Origin of the sequence: Blastococcus sp. TML/M2B, assembly GCF_016612865.1 — a bacterium.
Taxonomy (GTDB): domain Bacteria; phylum Actinomycetota; class Actinomycetes; order Mycobacteriales; family Geodermatophilaceae; genus Blastococcus.
In genome coordinates this window covers 705,653-725,835 of record NZ_JAENZZ010000001.1, presented here as the reverse complement: position 1 = coordinate 725,835, position 20,183 = coordinate 705,653, and the positions used below count along the sequence as shown (strand labels likewise).

Annotated in this window: 21 protein-coding genes; 6 read left to right on the top strand and 15 right to left on the bottom strand. The window is 76.4% G+C overall.

Going from position 1 to position 20,183, the window contains the following annotated elements; all coding sequences use genetic code 11:
• The first annotated feature begins 8 nt into the window (after window positions 1-8).
• Complete coding sequence (locus JKP75_RS03500) at window positions 9-1,106, top strand: iron ABC transporter permease (RefSeq protein ID WP_309229484.1); 1,098 nt, start codon at window positions 9-11, stop codon at window positions 1,104-1,106.
• Window positions 1,107-1,117: 11 nt separating this feature from the next.
• Window positions 1,118-1,891: an ABC transporter ATP-binding protein gene (locus tag JKP75_RS03495; protein ID WP_309229483.1), complete on the top strand. Its 774-nt coding sequence runs from the start codon at window positions 1,118-1,120 to the stop codon at window positions 1,889-1,891.
• Window positions 1,892-1,974: 83 nt separating this feature from the next.
• Here the strand turns inward: JKP75_RS03495 and JKP75_RS03490 are convergent, their stop codons facing one another.
• Both JKP75_RS03490 and JKP75_RS03485 read right to left on the bottom strand, forming a co-directional pair.
• The gene (locus JKP75_RS03490; RefSeq protein ID WP_309229482.1) at window positions 1,975-2,811 is read right to left on the bottom strand and encodes a biotin-dependent carboxyltransferase family protein; all 837 of its coding nucleotides are present in this window, start codon (window positions 2,809-2,811) and stop codon (window positions 1,975-1,977) included.
• Between the two features lie 10 nt (window positions 2,812-2,821).
• On the bottom strand, window positions 2,822-3,313 hold the full coding sequence (locus JKP75_RS03485; RefSeq protein ID WP_309229481.1) for an allophanate hydrolase subunit 1: 492 nt from the start codon (window positions 3,311-3,313) through the stop codon (window positions 2,822-2,824).
• A gap of 213 nt (window positions 3,314-3,526) precedes the next feature.
• On the opposite strand from JKP75_RS03485, the gene JKP75_RS03480 reads away from it, so the two are divergent.
• Window positions 3,527-4,618: a hypothetical protein gene (locus tag JKP75_RS03480; protein ID WP_200489170.1), complete on the top strand. Its 1,092-nt coding sequence runs from the start codon at window positions 3,527-3,529 to the stop codon at window positions 4,616-4,618.
• 4 nt (window positions 4,619-4,622) lie between these two features.
• On the opposite strand, the gene JKP75_RS03475 is transcribed toward JKP75_RS03480, so the two are convergent.
• The gene (locus JKP75_RS03475) at window positions 4,623-5,387 is read right to left on the bottom strand and encodes a LamB/YcsF family protein (protein WP_200492767.1); all 765 of its coding nucleotides are present in this window, start codon (window positions 5,385-5,387) and stop codon (window positions 4,623-4,625) included.
• Between the two features lie 52 nt (window positions 5,388-5,439).
• The gene (locus JKP75_RS03470; protein ID WP_200489171.1) at window positions 5,440-6,624 is read right to left on the bottom strand and encodes a zinc-dependent alcohol dehydrogenase; all 1,185 of its coding nucleotides are present in this window, start codon (window positions 6,622-6,624) and stop codon (window positions 5,440-5,442) included.
• Window positions 6,625-6,771: 147 nt separating this feature from the next.
• Between JKP75_RS03470 and JKP75_RS03465 the strand changes: the two genes are divergently transcribed.
• Together JKP75_RS03465 and JKP75_RS03460 are read left to right on the top strand one after the other, a co-directional pair.
• Complete coding sequence (locus tag JKP75_RS03465) at window positions 6,772-7,890, top strand: spore photoproduct lyase family protein (RefSeq protein WP_200492766.1); 1,119 nt, start codon at window positions 6,772-6,774, stop codon at window positions 7,888-7,890.
• A 120-nt stretch (window positions 7,891-8,010) separates the two neighbouring features.
• Entirely contained in the window at window positions 8,011-9,672 is a 1,662-nt protein-coding gene (locus tag JKP75_RS03460) for a SpoIIE family protein phosphatase (RefSeq protein WP_200489172.1), read from the top strand.
• A 1-nt stretch (window position 9,673) separates the two neighbouring features.
• On the opposite strand, the gene JKP75_RS03455 is transcribed toward JKP75_RS03460, so the two are convergent.
• Both JKP75_RS03455 and JKP75_RS23650 read right to left on the bottom strand, forming a co-directional pair.
• The gene (locus tag JKP75_RS03455; RefSeq protein WP_200492954.1) at window positions 9,674-10,336 is read right to left on the bottom strand and encodes a DUF6766 family protein; all 663 of its coding nucleotides are present in this window, start codon (window positions 10,334-10,336) and stop codon (window positions 9,674-9,676) included.
• Window positions 10,337-10,452: 116 nt separating this feature from the next.
• Window positions 10,453-10,839 carry a hypothetical protein gene (locus JKP75_RS23650; protein ID WP_200489174.1) on the bottom strand — a complete coding sequence of 129 codons (387 nt, stop codon included), beginning with the start codon at window positions 10,837-10,839 and terminating at the stop codon, window positions 10,453-10,455.
• Window positions 10,840-10,981: 142 nt separating this feature from the next.
• Between JKP75_RS23650 and JKP75_RS03445 the strand changes: the two genes are divergently transcribed.
• On the top strand, window positions 10,982-12,481 hold the full coding sequence (locus JKP75_RS03445; protein WP_200489175.1) for an NAD(P)/FAD-dependent oxidoreductase: 1,500 nt from the start codon (window positions 10,982-10,984) through the stop codon (window positions 12,479-12,481).
• 66 nt (window positions 12,482-12,547) lie between these two features.
• Here the strand turns inward: JKP75_RS03445 and JKP75_RS03440 are convergent, their stop codons facing one another.
• The 9 genes from JKP75_RS03440 to dapE all read right to left on the bottom strand — a co-directional run bounded on the left by JKP75_RS03440 (window position 12,548) and on the right by dapE (window position 20,153).
• Complete coding sequence (locus JKP75_RS03440; protein ID WP_200489176.1) at window positions 12,548-14,014, bottom strand: hypothetical protein; 1,467 nt, start codon at window positions 14,012-14,014, stop codon at window positions 12,548-12,550.
• Window positions 14,011-15,513: a M17 family metallopeptidase gene (locus tag JKP75_RS03435; RefSeq protein ID WP_200489177.1), complete on the bottom strand. Its 1,503-nt coding sequence runs from the start codon at window positions 15,511-15,513 to the stop codon at window positions 14,011-14,013. Before JKP75_RS03435 ends, JKP75_RS03440 begins: the two co-directional genes overlap by 4 nt.
• A gap of 89 nt (window positions 15,514-15,602) precedes the next feature.
• On the bottom strand, window positions 15,603-15,770 hold the full coding sequence (locus JKP75_RS03430) for a DUF3117 domain-containing protein (RefSeq protein WP_012947303.1): 168 nt from the start codon (window positions 15,768-15,770) through the stop codon (window positions 15,603-15,605).
• Window positions 15,771-15,894: 124 nt separating this feature from the next.
• Window positions 15,895-16,437 carry a DNA-3-methyladenine glycosylase I gene (locus JKP75_RS03425; RefSeq protein ID WP_200492765.1) on the bottom strand — a complete coding sequence of 181 codons (543 nt, stop codon included), beginning with the start codon at window positions 16,435-16,437 and terminating at the stop codon, window positions 15,895-15,897.
• A 31-nt stretch (window positions 16,438-16,468) separates the two neighbouring features.
• A complete protein-coding gene (locus JKP75_RS03420) occupies window positions 16,469-17,380 on the bottom strand; it encodes a DMT family transporter (protein ID WP_200489178.1) in 912 nt (303 codons plus the stop codon).
• The gene (locus tag JKP75_RS03415) at window positions 17,377-17,856 is read right to left on the bottom strand and encodes an SRPBCC family protein (protein WP_200489179.1); all 480 of its coding nucleotides are present in this window, start codon (window positions 17,854-17,856) and stop codon (window positions 17,377-17,379) included. The genes JKP75_RS03420 and JKP75_RS03415 overlap by 4 nt, the downstream gene beginning before the upstream one ends.
• Window positions 17,849-18,199: a DivIVA domain-containing protein gene (locus JKP75_RS03410; protein ID WP_200489180.1), complete on the bottom strand. Its 351-nt coding sequence runs from the start codon at window positions 18,197-18,199 to the stop codon at window positions 17,849-17,851. Before JKP75_RS03410 ends, JKP75_RS03415 begins: the two co-directional genes overlap by 8 nt.
• Before the next feature lies 1 nt (window position 18,200).
• Window positions 18,201-18,845 carry a TIGR00730 family Rossman fold protein gene (locus JKP75_RS03405; RefSeq protein WP_242472757.1) on the bottom strand — a complete coding sequence of 215 codons (645 nt, stop codon included), beginning with the start codon at window positions 18,843-18,845 and terminating at the stop codon, window positions 18,201-18,203.
• A 201-nt stretch (window positions 18,846-19,046) separates the two neighbouring features.
• Window positions 19,047-20,153, bottom strand: coding sequence for a succinyl-diaminopimelate desuccinylase (gene dapE, locus JKP75_RS03400; RefSeq protein WP_200489181.1), 1,107 nt, complete (start codon window positions 20,151-20,153; stop codon window positions 19,047-19,049).
• Window positions 20,154-20,183 lie beyond the last annotated feature (30 nt).

The following is a 20,183-nucleotide window of genomic DNA, read 5'->3' as shown; positions in this document are numbered from 1 at the left end:
GCCGCACCGTGAGCAGCACCGCCTCCCGCACCCGGTCCGGCCGCCCGACGGCCGGGCCGGGTGCGGCGCGTCCCCGCCGGCCGGCCGCCCTGGTCTACGGCGTGGCGGTGCCGGTGCTGCTCGTCGCCGTCCTGGCCGGCATCTGGGTGGGCGCGGTGCCCCTGGCCCCCGGCGGCGTCGTCGTCACGCTGCTCGACCGGGCGCTGGGCCCGCTCGGCGTCGACCTGCCCGGCGGGCTCGAGGGCACCCAGGCGGCCGTGCTGCTGCAGCTGCGGCTGCCCCGCGTGGTGCTCGCCGTCCTCGTCGGGGCTGCCCTGGCCATCGCCGGTGCCGGCTACCAGGGGGTGTTCCGCAACCCGCTGGCCGACCCCTACCTGCTCGGCGCGGCCGCCGGTGCGGGGCTCGGCGCGACCCTGACCATCGCCTACGCGCCGGTGCAGTCGCTCGGCCCGGTCGGGCTCGTCCCGCTGGCCGCCTTCGCCGGCGCGCTGCTGGGGGTCGGCTGCGCCCTGGCCCTGGGCACCGTCGCCGGCGGCTCGCACAGCCCGACGCTGCTCCTCGCCGGCATCGCGGTGGCCGCCTTCCTCTCCGCCGCGCAGACCCTGGTGCAGCAGCAGAACACCGACGACCTGCGCGAGATCTACGGCTGGATGATCGGCCAGCTGGGCAGCTCCCGGTGGTCGGACATCGCGCTGGTCCTGCCCTACCTCGGCGTCTCCTGCGCGGTCCTGCTCTTCTGCGGCCGGGCCCTCGACGTGCTGGCCGTCGGCGACGACGAGGCCGCCTCGCTGGGCGTGCACCCGGGCCGGCTGCGGCTGCTGGTCATCCTCGCCGCGTCGCTGGCCACCGCCTCGGCCGTGGCGGTCAGCGGCCTGATCGGCTTCGTGGGCCTGGTCGTGCCGCACATCGTGCGGCGGCTGGCCGGCGGTTCCTACACCCGCGTGCTGCCCCTGTCGCTGCTGGTCGGCGGCGCCTTCCTGGTGCTCGCCGACCTGGTCGCCCGGGTGGTGCTGGCGCCGGCGGAGCTGCCCATCGGCGTGGTGACCGCCTTCGTCGGCGCGCCGTTCTTCGCGGCCCTGCTCTGGGCGGGGGCGCGGCGACGGTGAGCGGGCAGCGCGTGCACGGCGCACGGGTCGAGGTGGTCGGGCTGGGCGCCGCCTACGGCCGCACCCGCGTGCTGGACTCGGTGCGCTTCACCGTCGAGCCCGGGGGGTGGCTGGCGGTCATCGGGCCCAACGGCTCGGGCAAGTCGACGCTGCTGCGCTCGGTGCTCGGCCTCCAGCCCCACGAGGGCCAGGTGCGCATCGACGGCGTCCCGACCACGGGGCTGCCGCGGCGCGAGCGCGCCCGCCTGCTGGCCTACGCCCCGCAGCTGCCGGTGCTGCCCGAAGGCATCAGCACCGCGGACTACGTGGCGCTGGGCCGCACCCCGCACCGCCCGCTGCTGGCCGCGCCGCGGCGCGTCGACCGGGACGTCGTCGCCGACGTCATGGCCCGGCTGGGCCTGGAACCGCTGGCCGACCGGCTGGTGGTCACGCTCTCCGGTGGCGAGCAGCAGCGCGCCGTCCTGGCGCGGGCGCTGGCCCAGCGCCCGCGGGTGCTCCTCCTCGACGAGCCGACCGCCGCCCTGGACCTCGGCCACGCGCAGCAGGTGCTCGACCTCCTCGACCGGCTGCGCCGGGAGGACGGGTTGACCGTCGTCAGCACGCTGCACGACCTCACCCTGGCCGGCCAGTACACCGACCGGCTCACCCTGCTGGCCGGCGGCCGGGTGGTCGCCGACGGCACCCCCGCCGAGGTGCTCACGCCCGACGCGCTGGCGCGGCACTACGGCGCGCGCGCCCAGGTCGTCACGGGCCCGGACGGTCTCGCCGTCCTCCCCGTGCGCTGACCCCGCCCGGTCCAGCCGCGCCGGGAGACGTCCAGCCGCGCCCTACCGCGGCCGGACCGTCGCCCGACCGGCTGCACCCCTCGTCAGGCCCGGAACCGCACCCCGTCACCCGGGCGCAGCTGCGCGGCCAGCGGCAGGTCCGCGGTGACGACGACGGCGAGCACCGGGTAGCCGCCGGTCACGGGGTGGTCGGCGAGGAAGAGCACCGGAGCGCCGTCCGGCGGCACCTGCACCGCGCCGGCCACCAGCCCCTCGCTGGGCAGCTCGCCCTCGCGAGCCCGCGCCAGCCGGGGCCCGGTCAGGCGCAGGCCCACGCGGTCGCTGTCCGCCGCGACCGCCCACTCCTGCGTGGTGAGCGCGGCCCAGGCGGCGTCGTCCAGCCAGTCGCGTCGCGGGCCGGGCAGGACCCGGAGCACCGGCCGGTCCGGTGGCGGCCCGACCGGGGCGACGTCCACGACCGGCTCGTCGGCGGCGAGGTCGCCGACCGGCAGCAGCGTGCCCGCGGTGAGCGGCGGCGGGCCGAGGCCGGAGAGCGTGTCGGTGCTGCGCGACCCCAGCACCGGGGGGACGTCGATGCCGCCGCGCACCGCGAGGTAGCTGCGCAACCCCGCCCACGGCGTCCCGAGCGACAGCACCGCTCCCGGCGGGAGCGTCATCGGCGCGGCGAACGGCGCGGGCCGGCCGTCGACCGCCACGGGCAGCGGCGCCCCGGTCACCGCCACCAGCACGGTGCGCCCGGCCCGCAGCCGCAGCCCGCCGGCGGTCACCTCCAGCAGCGCCGCCTCGGGCCGGTTGCCGACCAGCCGGTTGGCCAGCGCGGCGGAGGCGGCGTCGGCCGCGCCCGACCGGGTCACCCCGATCGCGGCGCGCCCCGGCCGGCCGAGGTCCTGCACCGTCGCGAGCGGCCCGGGGGCGAGCACCGTCAGCACCTCAGCCCACGTCCTGGAACCGCACCCGGGCGCCCGGGGCCAGCAGCGCCGGCGGCTCCCGGTCGACGTCGAACAGGACGGCGTCGGTCCGCCCGACCAGCTGCCACCCGCCGGGCGAGGCCCGCGGGTAGACGCCGGCGTAGGGCCCCGCCAGCGCGACCGACCCGGCCGGCACCCGCGTCCGCGGGGTCGCCCGGCGCGGCACGTGCAGATCGGCGGGCAGCCCGGTGAGGTATCCGAAGCCGGGCGCGAAGCCGCTGAAGGCGACGGTCAGCTCGACGGCGGTGAGCGCCGCGACGACGTCGGGCACCGAGCGGCCGGCCCGCTCCGCGACCTCGGCCAGGTCGGGCCCGTCGAAGACGACCGGCAGCACCACCGGCGCGCCCGCCTGCCCCGGCGCGGCCTCCCCGAGCGGCAGCCGGCGCAGGGCGGCGACGTCGAGCTCGGTGGGCGGGCGGTCCAGGACGACCAGCACGGTGCGCGCGGCGGGCACCAGCTCGCGCTGCCCGGGCAGCGGCGCGGCCGGTCAGCGCCCAGTGCACGGCCGGCACCCCGCCCGGCTCGTCGACCTCGACCAGCAGCGCCCGGTCCCCGTACGGCAGCACCCGCACGCCGGCCCCGGTCCGCTCCACCGGATCATGATGGCCGATCCCCCGCCCACCGCCCGCCCGCGGCCGGGCTCCCCCAGCAGCAGGAGGAACCCGCCGTGGCGCAGGCAGCTCCGCCGGTCGTCGTCGTCGGCCTGGTCGCCGCCCCCGGCGCCGCCGCCGACCTGGCGGCCGGCCTGTGCGACGACCTCGCCGCCGAGCTGTCCGCCCAGCACCCCGAGGTCGCCTGGCGGGTCCGCTCGGTGGCCGACGGCCTGGTCACACCACCCGCCGACGACGCCGAGCTGGTCGCCGCCACCCGCGCCCGGCTGCTGCGCGAGGACTGGGACCTCGCCGTCTGCCTGACCGACGTGCCGCTGGAGCGCGCCCGCCGGCCGGTCGTCGGGCACGCCAGCCCGGTGCACGGGGTCGCGGTGCTCTCGCTGCCGGCGCTGGGCGCGGTGAACTGGCGGCGCCGGGCGCTGCAGACCGCGGTCGGCCTGGTGCAGGCCCTGGCCGGGGACGGCGAGCCGGACGACGCCGAGGACCGCGCGCTGATCGGCCGCCGGCTGCGGCAGCTCGCCGTCGACCCGGCGGAGTCCACCGAGGGCGTGCGCTTCACCGCCCGGGTGCTCACGGGGAACCTGTCGATGCTGGTCGGGATGGTGCGGGCGAACCGGCCGTGGCGGCTGGCCGTCCGGCTCTCCCGGGCGCTGACCGCCGCGATCGCGGCCGGGGTGTTCGCGCTCATCACCCCCGATATCTGGCGGCTGGCCGACGTTTTCGGCTCGGTGCGGCTCTCCGTCGTCGCCGTCGGCTCGGTCGCGGCCACGGCGGTCACGCTGGTGGTCGGGGCGCAGCTGTGGGAGCGCGCCCGCTCCCGCCGGGGCCGCAAGCAGGTCGTCCTGTTCAACCTGGCGACGGCGGCGACCGTCGTCATCGGCGTCCTCTCGCTGTACGCCGCGCTCTTCGTGCTCGCGCTGCTCGGCGCGCTGCTGCTCGTCGTCGACCCGCTGTTCGCCGAGGCGCTCGGGCACCCCGCCGGGTTCGGCGACCGCCTCGAGCTCGCCTGGCTGATCAGCTCGCTGGCCACGGTGGGCGGCGCGCTGGGTGCCGGGCTGGAGACCGACGAGGCGGTGCGCGAGGCGGCCTACACCTACCGCCCCGGCGGGAACGACCCCGAACCGGTCGAGCCGGCGACCGCGACCTGAGCGCTCAGCCGGTGAACGGGGCCGGTGTCACGCCGGCGTCGGTCAGCGCCGCGCGCACCGCTCGGGCCAGCTCGACCGCACCCGGGGTGTCCCCGTGCAGGCAGATCGACCCGACCGCCGCGGGCACGGTGCTGCCGTCGACGGCGACGACGGTGCCCTCCACCGCCATGCGGACCGCACGGGCCGCGACCTCCGCGGGGTCGTGCACCAGGGCACCCGGTTCGCGGCGGGGCACCAGCCCGCCGTCGGGGGTGTAGCCGCGGTCGGCGAAGCCCTCGCGCACCGCGCGAAGGCCGGCCGCCTCCGCCACCCGGAGCAGCGCCGAACCGGGCAGACCCAGCACCGGCAGGGCCCGGTCGTGGGCGACGACCGCGTCGACGACGGCCCGCGCCTGCGCCTGGTGCGTGACCGTCGCGTTGTAGAGGGCGCCGTGCGGCTTGACGTAGCGGACCCGCGTGCCCTCGGCCCGGGCGATCCCGTCCAGGGCGGCCAGCTGGTAGAGCACGTCGTCGGCGAGCTCGCCGGGCTCGACGTCGATGAACCGCCGGCCGAAGCCGGCGAGGTCGCGGTAGGAGACCTGCGCCCCCACGGCGACGCCGGCCCGCGCGGCGCCGGCGCAGACGCGGCGCATCGTGCCCGGGTCGCCGGCGTGGAAGCCGCAGGCGACGTTGGCGCTGGTGACGACGCCCAGCAGCGCCTCGTCGTCGCCCAGCCGCCAGACGCCGAAGCCCTCGCCGAGGTCGGCGTTGAGGTCGACGGAACTGCTCACCGGCGCAGTCTCGCACTGCGCCGGTGAGCGCTGTCCCGGTGAGCGCTGGGGCTCAGAGCTCGGGCTTGAGCTGCACCTTGATCACACCGTCGGACTTCTCCTGGAACTTCCGGTACATCTCCGGGGCCTCCGACAGCGGCACGCGGTGCGTGGCGAAGTCGTCGACGCCCAGCGGGTCGGCGTCGGTGAGCAGCGGCATGATCTCCGGGATCCAGCGCTTGATGTTGCACTGGCCCATGCGCAGCTGGATCTGCTTGTCGAACATGGTCATCAGCGGCATCGGGTCCGCGGCGCCCCCGTAGACACCCGACAACGAGATGGTGCCGCCACGCCGGACGATGTCGATCGCCGAGTACAGCGCGTTGAGCCGGTCGACGCCGGCGTGCTCCATGAGCGGCGCGGAGACGGCCTTGGGCAGCAGCCCGGCCGCCTTCTGGACGAACCCCGTGCCCGGGGAGCCGTGCGCCTCCATGCCGACGGCGTCGAGCACCGAGTCGGGCCCGCGGCCACCGGTCATGTCGCGGATCGCGTCACCGATCTCCTCGACCTCGTTCAGGTCGACCACCTCCACGCCGCGGGCCTTCACCCGCGCCAGCCGCTCGGGGACGAGGTCGACGCCGATGACCCGGAAGCCCTTCTGCTGCGCGATCCGGCAGGCGAAGTCACCGATCGGCCCCAGGCCCAGGACGACGAGCGTCCCGCCCTCGGGCACCGCTGCGTACTCCACGCCCTGCCAGGCCGTGGGCAGGATGTCCGAGAGGTAGGCGAACCGGTCGTCGGCCGGGCCCTCGGGCAGCGGGATGTGCGTGAACTGCGCCTGCGGCACCCGCAGGTACTCCGCCTGGCCACCCGCGACCTGGCCGTAGAGCTTGGAGAAGCCGAACAGCGCCGCGCCCATGCCGTGCTCGCGCACCTGGGTCGTCTCGCACTGGGTGTAGAGCTGCTGCTGGCACATCCAGCAGTGCCCGCAGGAGATCTGGAAGGGGATCGAGACGCGGTCGCCCACCTTCAGGTTCGTGACCGCCGAGCCGACCTCCACGACCTGGCCCATGTTCTCGTGGCCGAGGATGTCGCCCACGCCCATGAACGGCGAGAGCGGCTCGTACAGGTGCAGGTCCGAGCCGCAGATGTTCGACGTCGTCACCCGGATGACCGCGTCGGTCGGCTCCTGCACGAACGGGTCGGGCACCTCCTCGACGCGTACGTCCCGCTGCCCGTGCCAGGTCACTGCCTTCATGGGGTCCACCGTTCGTCTCGTCGCGTGCGCGCCTCTGTCGGCGCACGACCGCTGTTCCCGGGGTGCCCGTGACCGTCGGGCCGAAACCGGGCCGCGCGCCACGCACCCGTTCGGAATGCCGCCCAGCGCCGGCACGCTGCACCAGACATGGCACCGGCCGAGCCGCTGACCCTCTTCGACCCCGAGCCGCCCCCGACGCCTGCGCCGCCCAACCGGCTGCTGCAGGTCCGCCGCATCTACGCCGAGCCCGCCGCCGCGGACAGCCCCCGCGGCCGCCAGGTGCTGGGCCGCTACCCCGACGCCGAGCTCGTCGAGGTGCCCTCCCACTGGCAGATCCCGGACCTCCACGGCAACGAGGGCAACGTCGAGCGCTGGGTGCGGGTGAAGACCGAGACGCTGGTGCTCGGCGTCAAGAAGTCGCTCTCGGCCCGCCCCAACGGGCGGTCGGCGAACTGGATCGCACCGTCCACCGCCAACGGCTGCGCGATGGCCTGCGCCTACTGCTACGTCCCCCGGCGCAAGGGCTTCGCCAACCCGATCACCGTGTTCACCAACATCGAGCAGATCACCGGGTACCTGCGCCGCCACGTCGTCCGGCAGGGCCCCAAGCCCGAGCCGGACCAGGCCGATCCCGAGAGCTGGGTCTACGACCTCGGCGAGAACAGCGACTGCTCGGTCGACGCGCTGGTCAGCGACAACGTCGCCGACCTCGTCGCCACCTTCCGCGAGCTGCCGACGGCCAAGGCCTCCTTCGCCACCAAGTACGTCAATCGGCAGCTGCTCGACCTCGACCCCGCCGGGCGCACCCGCATCCGCTTCTCCGTCGTGCCGGAGGACGACGCGCAGCTGCTCGACATCCGCACCAGCCGGGTGGCCGAGCGGATCGCCGCGGTGGACGACTTCGTCGCGGCCGGGTACGAGGTGCACCTCAACCTCTCGCCGGTCGTGCTGCGCGAGGGCTGGGAAGAGGCCTGGGCCGCTTTGTTGCAGCGACTGGACGACGAGCTCTCCCCGGCGGCCAAGGCGCAGGCCGCGGCCGAGGTCATCCTGCTCACCCACAACCGCGATCTGCACGAGGTCAACCTGGGCTGGCACCCCCGGGCCGAGGAGCTGCTGTGGCGCCCTGAGCTGCAGCAACCCAAGCGCAGCCAGAACGGCCAGGACAACGTCCGCTACCGGAACGACGTCAAACGCGAGGGAGTGCAGCGACTGCACCGACTGGTCGCCGAGCACGCGCCCTGGCTGCGGATCCGCTACTCCTTCTGAGGGCTCTTCCGGCGGACCGGATCCGGCTGGAAACTGTCCGCACGGGCTTCCGGAGGTCACGAATCGTGTGACAAGGTTGCACAGCTAGTGATCGGGCAGGGGCGAGGGGGCACGGTGCCGATGGATCTCGGGCACCTGTCGGCGGTTCCGCCGGAGACCCTCCTGGACGCCCTCCCCGACGCCGTCGTCGTCGCGGACGGCGAGGGCCGGATCAGCTACGCCAACCCCGCGATCCGCACCCTGCTCGGCCACGACCCCGACGCCCTCATCGGCCGCTCGCTGGTCCGGGCGCTGCCGCGGCGCTTCCAGCCCGACTCGAGCAGCGGCGCGCTCCGCCCGCTGTCCGTCGCGCAGGGCGAGCTGCTGGGCCGGACGACGCAGCTGCCCCTGCTGCACGCCGCCGGGCACGAGGTCGTCGTAGACCTCACCGTGGCGCGGATCGGCTCCCCGCACACCGAGCCGGCCCAGCGCTCGTTCGTCTGCGTGCTGCGCGACGCGAGCGCCACCGTCCTGCTCGAGCGCCAGCTGCAGGTGAGCCGGTACCTCGCCGCCACGCTGCGGGTGACCGCCGCGCTCACCGAGGCCACCGACGCCGACGTCGCCTTCCAGCGGCTGCTGCCCACGCTCTGCACCGAGCTGGACTGGGACGCCGCGGTGCTCTGGGAGAAGGACGACCACAGCGGCCGGCTGGTGCACGCCGGTACCTGGACCGCGCCCGACGTCGACGTGCCGGCGCTGCGCGGGGAGACCCGGCGGACCTTCGGCCGCGGCGAGGGGCTGCCCGGCCTGGTCCAGCAGGAGCGCGCGCCGGTGGTCGTGGAGGACCTGTGGCGGGATCCGCGCTTCCTGCGCCGGGAGGCGGCCCGGGCCGACGACGTCCGCACCGGCGTGGCGTTCCCCGTGCTGCGCGGCGACGCGGTGCTGGGCGTCTGCGAGCTGTTCTCCCGCGCCCGGCGCACCGTGCCGCCGGAGCTGATCGACGTGCTCGCGCACGCGGGGCGGCAGGTCGGCCAGTTCCTCGGCCGGCTGCGCGCCGAGTCCGAGATGCGTTCCCTGGCCGAGACGCTGCAGCGCAGCCTGCTGCCCTCGCACCTGCCGACCGTGCCGGGTGTGGAGCTCGCCGCGCGGTACCGCGCCGGCGGCGGCACCGCGCTGGTCGGCGGCGACACCTACGACGTGCTGCCGCTGCCCGACGGGCGGTGGATGGCCCTGGTCGCCGACGTGTGCGGCACCGGCGCCGAGGCCGCGGCGCTGACCGCGCTCACCCGGCACACCGCGCGCGCCGCCTCGGCCGCCGGCTGCCCGGCCGCGGTGCTGGCCGCCGTCAACGCCGCCCTGCTGCACGAGCAGGGCGGCGGCCCGCTGCGCTTCGTCACCGCGGCCTGCCTGGTGCTCGAACGCGGCCCCGACGGACACCGGGTCGGCATCAGCCTCGCCGGGCACCCGCCGCCGTTGCTGCGCACCGCCGACGGCGACGTCGTCGCCCTGGGGAGCCCGGCCGCGCCGCTCGGCGTCGATGCGGGCACCGTGTTCACCGACCACACCGTGGAGCTGCCGGCCGGCAGCACGCTGCTGCTCTACACCGACGGCGTCACCGAGGCGCGGGACGCGGCGGGCGAGCAGTTCGGCGAGGAGGGGCTGCAGCGGCTGCTCGGCGACGCCGCCTGCGCGGACGCCGAGGGCGCCGTCGCCGCGGTCGCGGCCGCCGTCGAGGCGCAGGTCGCGGGCTCCCGCCACGAGGCCGACGACATGGCGCTGCTCGCGCTGACCGTTCCGGCCTAGGTCACCCGGTCTGGCCGGTGTCGGCGTGCGCCACCCCGACCGGCTTGGACTCCGGTGATCCCCGCTGCCGGAGGTACACCGCGAAGATCGCCATCGAGCCCACCGCCAGCATCTCGGACTGCCAGTTCTGGAAGCTCCGGTTCCAGAAGTCGGCCTCCCCGAGGTAGCCGGCGAAGGTCACCGGGTCCTGCCGCTGACCCAGCTGCTCGCTGTTGAACGCGACCCAGCCGGTGGCCGCCGAGGCGGCCCAGGTGAGCAGGAACAGGCAGCCCATGAGCAACCCGAGCGACCGGGAGAACACCGTCGTCCGCCAGTCGCCGGTCCGCGCCCACGCCGGGGAGTCCTCGTCCGCGTGGCGGACGACCCGCTGCTCCTCGTCGCTCTCGGTGCCCTCCTCGCCCGGCTCCTTGGACTCGCTCGAGCCCTTCTGGACGAGCCAGACCGTCGCGAATATGTAGAGGAAGAACTGCAGGTACTCCGACTGCCAGTTCTCCATCACGTCGACCATGAACGACGACGAGGTCACGTAGTCGAGCAGGCTCATCGGCTCCAGGCCCTCGGCCAGCTGCTGCGCGTTGACGTCGGCGTTGCCGGAGACCGCCTGCCCGGCGAGCGTGACGAGGAACAGCCCGCCGAAGGCCAGGCTCAGCGCGTTGTTGCGCAGGAAGCCCGTAGCTCGGCTCCCGGGCGCTCATCGCCCGGCCGCCGCGACGGCGAACGCGTAGGCGATGCCCAGCGCGATGACCAGCAGGTAGACCACGAAGACCGCCCGGACACCCTTCACGGCCCCTCCACCTCGCAGTCGTAGGGCGCCTCGCCGCGCCGCTCGCAGGCCGCGGCGGTCACCCGCCAGCCGGCTCCCGTCTCGGTCAGGAAGACGACGTCGCCCCCGATGCGCACCTGGGCCTCACCGCCCCACACCTCGACCGACGTCACGTCGCCGCCGGGCAGCGGCAGCTCCCCGATCAACGCGGCGCACGACGCCGACCCGTCGGACTCCAGGGCCGCGCGCGAGGCCGGGGCCAGGAGCCCGCACCGCTGCGCCGGGTCCCCGGCGGGGTCCTCGAAGGCGGTGGCGACCGCCCGCGCGTCGTCGGCCCCGGCGGCGCACCCGCTCGCCAGCGCCAGGACGGCGACCACCCCCGACCACACCCCTGCTCCGCGCACGGCTCCTCCTCGACGCACTCGCGCAGCGGCGTCCCGCACGCTCCTCGCCCGGACAGCGGGCGGCTACCCGGTCCCGGCACCGGGCACGCGCCGGTCACCCGGACGGGCGGACGTCCCGGCCGGCCCGGCTACCGTGGCCGTCGTGGCGCGGGTGGCGGTGGTGGGCGCCGGGCTCGGCGGGCTCGCCGCGGCCGCCCGGCTGGCCACGCAGGGCCACGCGGTGACGGTGCTCGAGCAGTCGGCCCAGGTGGGCGGCAAGCTCGGGCTGCTCGAGGTCGACGGGCACGCGTTCGACACCGGCCCGAGCCTGGTCACGCTCCCCCACGTGTACCGCGACCTGTTCGCCGCGACCGGCGCGCCGCTGGAGGAGGTCCTCGACCTCGTCCGGCTGGACCCCGCGGTGCACTACCGCTTCGCCGACGGCACCCGACTCGCCTTCCCCGGGGAGCCGGCCGCCGTCCCGGCTGCCCTCGATGCCGCGCTGGGCGCCGGAGCGGGCGCGCAGTGGGCGGCGCTGATGGGCCGCGCCGAGCGGATGTGGCAGGTCAGCGAGCGCCCCTTCCTGCGGACGCCGCTGGCCGGCGCGACCACCCTCGCGCGACTGGCCCGCCGGCCGGCCGACGTCGCCACCGTGGCGCCGTGGCGCTCGCTGCGCGGCCTCGGCGCGCAGCACCTGCGCGACCCCCGGCTGCGGGTGCTGCTCGACCGCTACGCCACCTACTCCGGCTCCGATCCGCGCCGCGCGCCGGCGGTGCTGGCCACCACCGCGCACGCCGAGCAGGCGTACGGCTCCTGGTACGTGCGCGGCGGGCTGCACCGGCTCGCGCTCGCCGTGGCCGAGCGGGCCGCCGAGCGCGGTGCGGTGCTGCGCACCGGGTGCGCGGTGCGCCGGGTCATCGTCGCCGGCGGCCGGACGGAGGGCGTGGAGCTGGCCGGCGGGGAGATGGTGCCGGCCGACGTCGTCGTCTCCGACGTGGACGCCGCCGCCCTCTACGCCGACCTGCTCCCGCGGGAGCTGACCCGGGCTCCGCGCCGCGCGCTGACCCGTACGACGCCGTCCCTGTCCGGGTTCGTGCTGCTGCTCGGGCTGCGCGGCCGGACGCCGGGCCTCGCGCACCACACCGTGCTCTTCCCGGCCGACTACGACGCCGAGTTCGACGCGGTCTTCGGCTCCGGCCGGCACGCCGGTGCGCCGGAGCCGGTGGCCGACCCGACGGTCTACGTCAGCGCGCCCGACGACCCGGCGCTGCGCCCCGACGAGGACAGCGAGTCGTGGTTCGTGCTGGTCAACGCGCCGCGGCACGAGCCCGGGCGGGGCGTCGACTGGGACGCACCCGGCCTGGCCGAGCGCTATGCCGACCACGTGCTGCAGGTGATGGCCGACCGCGGGCTGGACGTGCGCGACCGGGTGCGCGTCCGCGTCGTGCGGACGCCGGCCGACCTGGAGCGCGACACCGGCAGCGTGGGCGGCTCGATCTACGGGACGTCGAGCAACGGCGCCCGGGCCGCGTTCCTGCGCCCGGCCAACGCCTCCCCCGTGCCCGGCCTGTTCCTCGTGGGCGGCTCCGCGCACCCCGGCGGCGGGCTGCCGTTGGTCACCCTGTCCGCCGAGATCGTCGCGGGCCTGGTCGGTCCCGCCTGAACGGTGTGCGCGGATCGGCAGCTCCGGGGCTCGGAACTGCCGATCCGCGCACAGCGTCGCGAGGCGTCAACCGCGGGCGGCGCCGTAGCCGAGCAGCGCGGCCAGCCCGAGCGCGCTGCGCGGCTGGTAGGCCGCCCGCCAGAGCCCGCCGTGCGCGGCCTCGTGCGCCTCGTCCTGCCACGGGTGCTCGTGCGCGGGCCCGCCGCCGGTGTGCAGGTCGTGCACGAGCAGCGCGGCCATGAGCACGTTGGAGGTCGCCGGCTCGAAGATCTCCACGCCGAACCGGTGCGCACCGGCGTAGGCGGCGGCCAGCGCCCGGTTCTTCACCACCGACCGGGTGCGGGTCGGCGGCGCGACGTTCATCGACACCGTGGTGCCGGCGGCGCGGGCGGTCGTCGCCCGCCAGCGCTGCAGCCGCTTGGCCAGGGCGTAGTTCGGCCCCTGCTGGGCGACCAGGCTGTCGGCGATGCCGGGGTCGGTGCCGGGCACATAGGCCCGCTGCAGCAGCCGTCCTCCCGACACCGTGCGCAGCGGCCGGCCCAGCAGCTTCGCGCCGCGCGAGCGGTCGGCGTAGGCCTGCACCGACTGCGCGACGGCGTCGGCCGGGACGGCGAAGACGTCGGTGGGCGTGGCCAGGAACGCCAGCGCGAGCTCCGGGCGGGCCGCGGTCAGCCGGACGGTCAGCGCGTCGACCGCCGTCGAGACCCGCACGTTGGTCGCGCCGTCGGCGTAGACGTAGTTCCCCAGCACCGGCCGGCCGGGCAGCGCGGCGGCCCAGTCGGCGACGGCGGGCACCTCGGCGATGAGGTCGGCGCCGGCGTGCGCGGGGTCGGCGTCCTCGGCCGGTCCGCCGACCGGGACCAGCAGGGTGCCGGCGCTGCCGCGGGCGGTGTCGAGCACCCGCTCCCACAGCGGCGCGCGCGGCAGGTCGACGCCGGCCACCCGGGCACCCCACCGCAGCAGCGCGGTCAGCGGGCCCATCTCGGCACCGGCGCCGAGGACGACGACGGTGCTGCCGGGCAGCGCCAGCCACTCCGGGTTCGCAGCGACCGTCCGCACCGCCTCGGCGCACGAGGGCTCGACGACGCCACCGGCGACCCAGGTGTCGAGCCGGCGCAGCAGCGCGTCGCCCCGCAGCCGCCCGCCGTGGAAGGGCAGCGAGAGCTCCCGCTCGGGCTCTGCGGTGCCGCGCACCTCCACGGCGTGCAGGGCCCGGTCGGCAGGTGCGGCGACCAGGCCGTCGAGGCCGGTCTCGCCGTCCGGGCCGGCCACGCGCATGCGCTCGTGCAGCGAGGCCAGCCCCGCCTCGGCGATGGCGCGCGCGGACGACGCGGCGGGCAGGCCGGCCTCCACCAGGCGGCGGAAGTGGGTCAGGTAGCCCCCGCGCCAGTTGGTCTCCCGCTCCGCGGCCAGCGCGCCGGCGGCGTCGACCGGGCGCAGCGCGTCGGCGACCACCCCCCGGCCCAGGGACGACGTGCTGCGCCGCCCGTCCGCCCCGGCCGGGAACACCACACCGCGCTCGTCCTGGCTCATCGTTTCCTCTCGTCGTCGTCGGCAGGGGCGCCGGCCTCGAGCCAGCGCAGCAGTGTGCGGGTGCCGAAGCCGGTCCCGCCCTTGACCGTCTCGGCGTCGTCGGAGCCGGCCCGCGCCGGCCCGGCGATGTCCAGGTGCGCCCAGGGCAGCGTGCCTGCGAAGGGCTGCAGGAACAGCGCCGCCGTCGTCCCGCCCGGGTTGCCCGGCTGGTTGTTGGCGTCGGCGACCGCGCTCTCCAGCAGGTCGCCGTACTCGGCCGCCAGGGGCAGCCGCCACAGCGGCTCGCCCGCGGCGTCGCCGGCTGCGCACAGCGCGTCGGCCAGCCGGTCGGTCGTCGCGTAGAGCCCGCCGGTGCGCGCGCCCAGCGCCTGCTTCATCGCGCCGGTCAGCGTGGCGACGTCGACCAGCGCGGTGGCGCCCAGCTCCAGCCGGGCGTGCGCGAGCGCGTCGGCCAGCACCAGCCGGCCCTCGGCGTCGGTGCTGCGCACCTCGGTGGTGCGGCCACCCACGTGCCGGACGACGTCGGCCGGCCGGTAGGCCGCACCCGAGACGGCGTTCTCCGCGGCCGGGACCACCGCGGTGACGGCGACCGGCAGCTCCAGCCGGGCGGCGGCGTCGACGGCGGCGAGCACGGCGGCGCCGCCCGCCATGTCGGTCGCCATGTGCCGCATGCCGGCATTGGTCTTGATCGAGATGCCACCGGTGTCGAAGGTGATGCCCTTGCCGACGAGCACCGGGTGCGTCGGCCCGGCCGACGGCGGCCGGTAGGCGGCGATCACCACCCGGGGCGGCGAGGCGGAGCCCCCGCCGACGGCGAGGACGCCGCCGAAGCCGCCGGCGCGCAGCTCGTCCGGGCCGAGCACGGTGACCGTCACGTGCGGCAGCCCGCCCAGCCGGGCGCACGCCTGCGCGGCCAGCCAGGCCGGGTCCTTGCGGTGCGGCGGGGTGTTCACCAGCGTCCGCGCCCAGGCGACCGAGCCGGCCGCCACCTCGCCGGCGGTCGCCGCGCGGCGCACCTCGGGGTCTGCGGCCGCGGCGGCGACCACGGCGATGGTGGCCAGCCGCCGCGGCGGGCGGGTGGAGGAGTCGCGGAAGCGGTAGCCGGCCAGCAGCGCGGCCTCGACCGCGGCGCGCACCTCGTCGGCGCCGGCGGCGCCGTCCAGCGGCAGCACCAGCCGGGTCGCGCCGTGCTCGGCCAGGGTCTGGGCGCGGCGCACGCAGATGCCGACGTACCGGCGCAGCTCGGGCACGGTGCCCGCCTCGGCGCCGACGGCGACCACGCTGCGCGGCCGGCGCCCGGCGATCGGCACGTTGGTGATCGTGCCCGCGGCTCCGGTGTTGCCGGTGTCGGCGAGCGCGCCGGCGAGCAGCTCGGGGCTGACCACCGGCTCCGGACCGGTCAACCAGGTGGGCAGCACGCCGCCCGTGCCGACCGGGACGGCGAGCACGTCGTCGGTCCCGAGGGCGGGCAGCTCGGCGAGCAGCTCGACGTGCGGCAACGGCGCGGCCCCGGTCGCCGGCTCGTCGCCGGCGGCCGGGGCCGTGTCGTCCTGCGCTGCGCTGCCCGGGGGCAGCTCGGCGGAGGTGGTCAGCTGGTCGCGCCCTTGAGCGCCTCCGACAGCGCCGCCGCCTCGTCGGGCGACAGCTCCACCACGAGGCGACCGCCTCCCTCGAGCGGCACGCGCATGACCAGGCCGCGGCCTTCCTTGGTCACCTCGAGGGGACCTTCACCCGTGCGCGGCTTCATGGCCGCCATGCGTGCCTCCTTCGCCGGCCACACCGCTCCCCGCCGGGGCGGGAGGTGGGGTGGCGTCCATCGCTGCTGGAACTCCGGGACCAATGATCCCGTATGAGGGGCCGTCGTCCAACACGAGGTCCCTTCAGGGTGATGCGCGGAAGCAGGAGGCGACGTGATCGTCGACCATCCCGGTCGCCTGCATGAGCGCGTAGGCCGTCGTCGGGCCGACGAAGACGAACCCGCGGCGCTTGAGCTCGCGGGCCATCGCGACCGACTCCGCGCTGGTCGCGGGCACGTCGTCGACGGTGGCGGGGCGGGTCCGCGGGCCGGTCGGGGCGAACGACCAGAGCAGCTCGGAGAGCCCCTCGGGCTGCTGCTGCGCGGTCCGGGCGTTGCGGATGGCGGCGGCGATCTTCGCCCGGTTCCGCACGATCCCCGCGTCGGCCATCAGCCGGGCCTCGTCGTCGGGCCCGAACTCCGCGACGGCGTCGATCGCGAAGCCGGCGAACGCGGACCGGAACGCCGGCCGCTTGCGCAGGATGGTGATCCAGGACAGGCCCGACTGGAACGCCTCGAGGCAGAGCCGCTCGAACAGGGCGTCGTCCCCGTGCAGCGGCGTCCCCCACTCCTCGTCGTGGTAGACGACGTACTCGGGGGCCGACCCGGCCCAGGCGCAGCGCTCCACGCCGGCGACCGTAGCCGCGGGTGCCGACGGTTCAGCGGGCTCCGGCACCGGAGGCCTCCGCGGGAAGGTCGGCGGTGGCCGGCACGGGGTGGTTGCGCCGGGTCGCCAGCACGCAGCCGGCCAGCACCAGCGGCAGGCCGAGCGCGATGCCGAGCGTGAACGGCTCCCGCAGCAGCAGCACGCCGAGCAGCACCGCGACCGCCGGATTGACGAAGGTGATCACCAGCGCCCGCTGCGGGCCGACCTCCCGGATGAGGGCGAAGAACAGCGCCAGCGCGACCGCGGTGCACAGCACGCCCAGCGCGGCCAGCGACAGCACCGCCTGCCCCGACGCGTCGACGGCGTCCCCCAGCCGCGGCAGCGCGAACGGCGCGTAGACGACCGTGGTCACCGCCAGCGCCAGGGCCGCGGCCGCCACGCCGGGCACCTCGGGCAGCCGCCGGCTCATCACCAGCGGCGCGGTCGCGTAGCCGACCGCCACCAGGGCGACGGCGCCGACGGGCAGCCACTGCGCGCCCTCCAGGTCCAGCCCGAGCAGCGCGGCGATGCCGACGACACCGAGCCCCATGCCCGCCATCCGCACCGGCGTGAGCCGCTCCTCCTCACCGGCGAGCCGGCCGGCCAGCGCGGCGACGAACGGCACCGCGGCCACCAGCAGCCCGGTCAGCGAGCTGGACAGCGACTGCTCGGCGTAGGCGAGCAGCAGCCACGGCGCGGTCATCTCCAGCACGGTGAAGACCAGCAGCCAGCGCCACTGGCGCAGCGCCGCCCCGAGCCCGCCGCGGTGCAGGGCCCACGGCAGCAGCAGGGCCGCCCCGATCGCGCAGCGCACGAAGACGACGACCACCGGCGGCACCTCGTCGACGGCCACCTTGATCAGCAGGTACGGCATGCCCCAGATGACCGACAGGGCCACGAACAGCGCCCACCCCCGGCGGCTCACCGGGCGGGCGCTCCCCCCGCCCGCGCGGCGACCGCGGCGAACCGGCGCAGCGACCGGCGCACGCCCCAGCGCACGAACGGCCGGACGGCGTACCAGCCGGGCGTCAGGACCACCCCGAACCAGCCCCACGGCAGGTAGAAGCGCTCGGTCCAGACGAAGGTGGCGTGCTCGCCGCGCGGCTCGATCTCGAAGATCCCCGGGCCGCGGATGACCCGGCCGGTGTGCTGCACCTCGACCAGGCGCGGCGGGTCCCACTTCGTGATCACCATGGTGTCCAGCAGCCCGAGGTGCCTACCGCCGGGCAGCGGCAGCCCCGTGCGGGCCGCGAGCCGCCCGCCGACGCCCTGCGCCGGGCCGCCGACGGTCTCGACGTCGGTGGCGACCATCCACTCGCCCTGCCCGACCCAGTCGGTGAGCACCGCCCACACCCGCTCCGGGGACGCCTCGACGTCGATCCGTTCCACCAGCTCAGGCATCGCGCTCCTCCTCGGGGGCCGCCGCAGCGGTCTGGCGCGCGGGCTGCTCGGCGAGCTGCGCGCGCAGGGCGGCGAGCTCGGCGTCGCGCTCGTCCAGCGTCCGGGCCAGCTGCTCGAGCAACCAGTCGACCTCGGTCATCCGGTAGCCGCGCACGGCCACGGTCATCCGCACCGCGCGCACGTCGTCACCGTCCACCGGCCGGCCGACCGGCAGCTCCACGGGCGAGCGGTCCGGCTCGGCGGGCGGCGCGCTCTCGCCCCGGCCCAGGAGCACCGAGGCGCCGAGGAACAGCAGCGCCGCCACCACGACCACCCCGACGCCGAAGACCACGAACTCCAGCACGTCAGGCGTCCGACGGGCCGAGCGGTGCCCGCATCCCGCCGCCGTTGTCGCCCGCGCTGCGGCCGGCCTCGGCGGCCCGGATCACCGCGACCACCTCGGCGACGTCGTCGGTCACCGTGAGCAGGTCGAGGTCCCGCGGGCCGATCGTGCCGGTGGCGGCCATGGTGTCCCGGATCCAGTCGACCAGCCCGGACCAGTAGGCCGAGCCGAAGAGGATCACCGGGAAGCGGGTGACCTTGCCGGTCTGCACGAGGGTCATCGCCTCGAAGAGCTCGTCGAGGGTGCCGAAGCCGCCGGGCAGGATCACGAAGGCCTGCGCGTACTTCACGAACATCGTCTTGCGCACGAAGAAGTAGCGGAACGTGATGCCGACGTCGACCCACTCGTTGAGCTCCTGCTCGAACGGCAGCTCGATGCCCAGACCCACCGACAGCCCGCCGGCCTCGCACGCCCCGCGGTTGGCCGCCTCCATCGCGCCCGGGCCGCCGCCGGTGATCACCGCGTAACCGGCCTGCGCCAGCGCGGACCCGATCGCGACGCCCGCCGCGTAGTGCGGGTGGTCGGCCGGCGTGCGGGCGCTGCCGAACACGCTCACCGCACGCGGCAGCTCGGAGAGCAGCCCGAAGCCCTCCACGAACTCGCTCATGGATGCGGAGCACGCGCCATGGATCCGTGTGCACCCAGTCAGTGGGGCCGCGGCGGTCGAGCAGCCGCTGGTCGGTCGTCGTCCCGACCGTGCGCGGGTCGGGCTCGCCACCGCGGAGCATGACCGGGCCGCGGTGACGGGGGCGCCGGCGTTCGCCGTCCGCGGCCGGGGGTCCGGCCTCCGGCGGGGTGGGCGGCACGGTCACGCGGCGCTCCCGGAGAGGTAGGCGACGAGCGCGTCCTCGGCCGGCTGCAGCCGGTCGATGACGACGTGCTCCTCGCGGGTGTGGGCCAACTGCGGATCGCCCGGGCCGTAGTTGATCGCGGGGATGCCGAAGGCGGCGAAGCGGGCGACGTCGGTCCAACCGAGCTTCGCCCGCGCCGGCCGGCCCACGGCCGCGATGAAGGCGGCCGCGGCGGGCTCGGTGAGGCCCGGCAGGGCACCACCGGAGTGGTCGACGAACTCCAGCGTGGCGCCGCCGGCCAGCGCCTCGGCGAACACCTCCCGGACGTGCGCCTCGGCGGCGTCCTCGTCCCGGTCGGGCGCGTAGCGGAAGTTGACCAGCAGGGCGGCCTGGTCGGGGATCACGTTGCCGGCGACCCCGCCGGAGATGCCGACGGCGTTGAGCCCCTCGCGGTAGGTGCAGCCGTCGATCTCGACCTCCCGGGCGGTGTACGCCGCGAGGGTCGCCAGCGGCCCGGCCAGGGCGTGGACGGCGTTCTCCCCCAGCCAGCTGCGGGCGCTGTGCGCGCGCCGGCCCTTCGCGGCGATCCGGGCGCGCAGCGTGCCCTGGCAGCCGGCCTCGATCTCGCCGTCGGTCGGCTCGAGCAGGATGGCGAGGTCGCCGTAGAGCCAGCCGCGGCGCTCGCGGGCCACCCGGCCGAGGCCGTTCTTGACCGCCTCGACCTCCTCGTTGTCGTAGAAGGCGAAGGTCAGGTCGTGCGCCGGCTCGGCACCGGGGACGCCGAACCGGCCGGCCAGCCGCAGCATCACCGCGTCACCGGACTTCATGTCGCTGGTGCCGCAGCCGTACAGCCGGTCGCCCTCGATCCGGCTGGGCACGTTGTCCGCGATCGGCACGGTGTCCAGGTGGCCGGCCAGCACCACCCGGGTCGGCCGGCCGAGGTTGGTGCGGGCCAGCACGTTGTTGCCGATCCGCTCCACCTCCAGCCCGCCGAGGCCGCGCAGGGCCGCCTCGACGAGGTCGGTCAGCGCCTGCTCGTCCCCCGAGACGGACGGGACGTCGACCAGCGCGCGGGTGAGGGTGAGGACGTCGGCGGAGAGGTCCAGCGGTGGGAGGTCGCTCACGCCGCCGAGCCTAGGGGGCGGCGCCGGCCT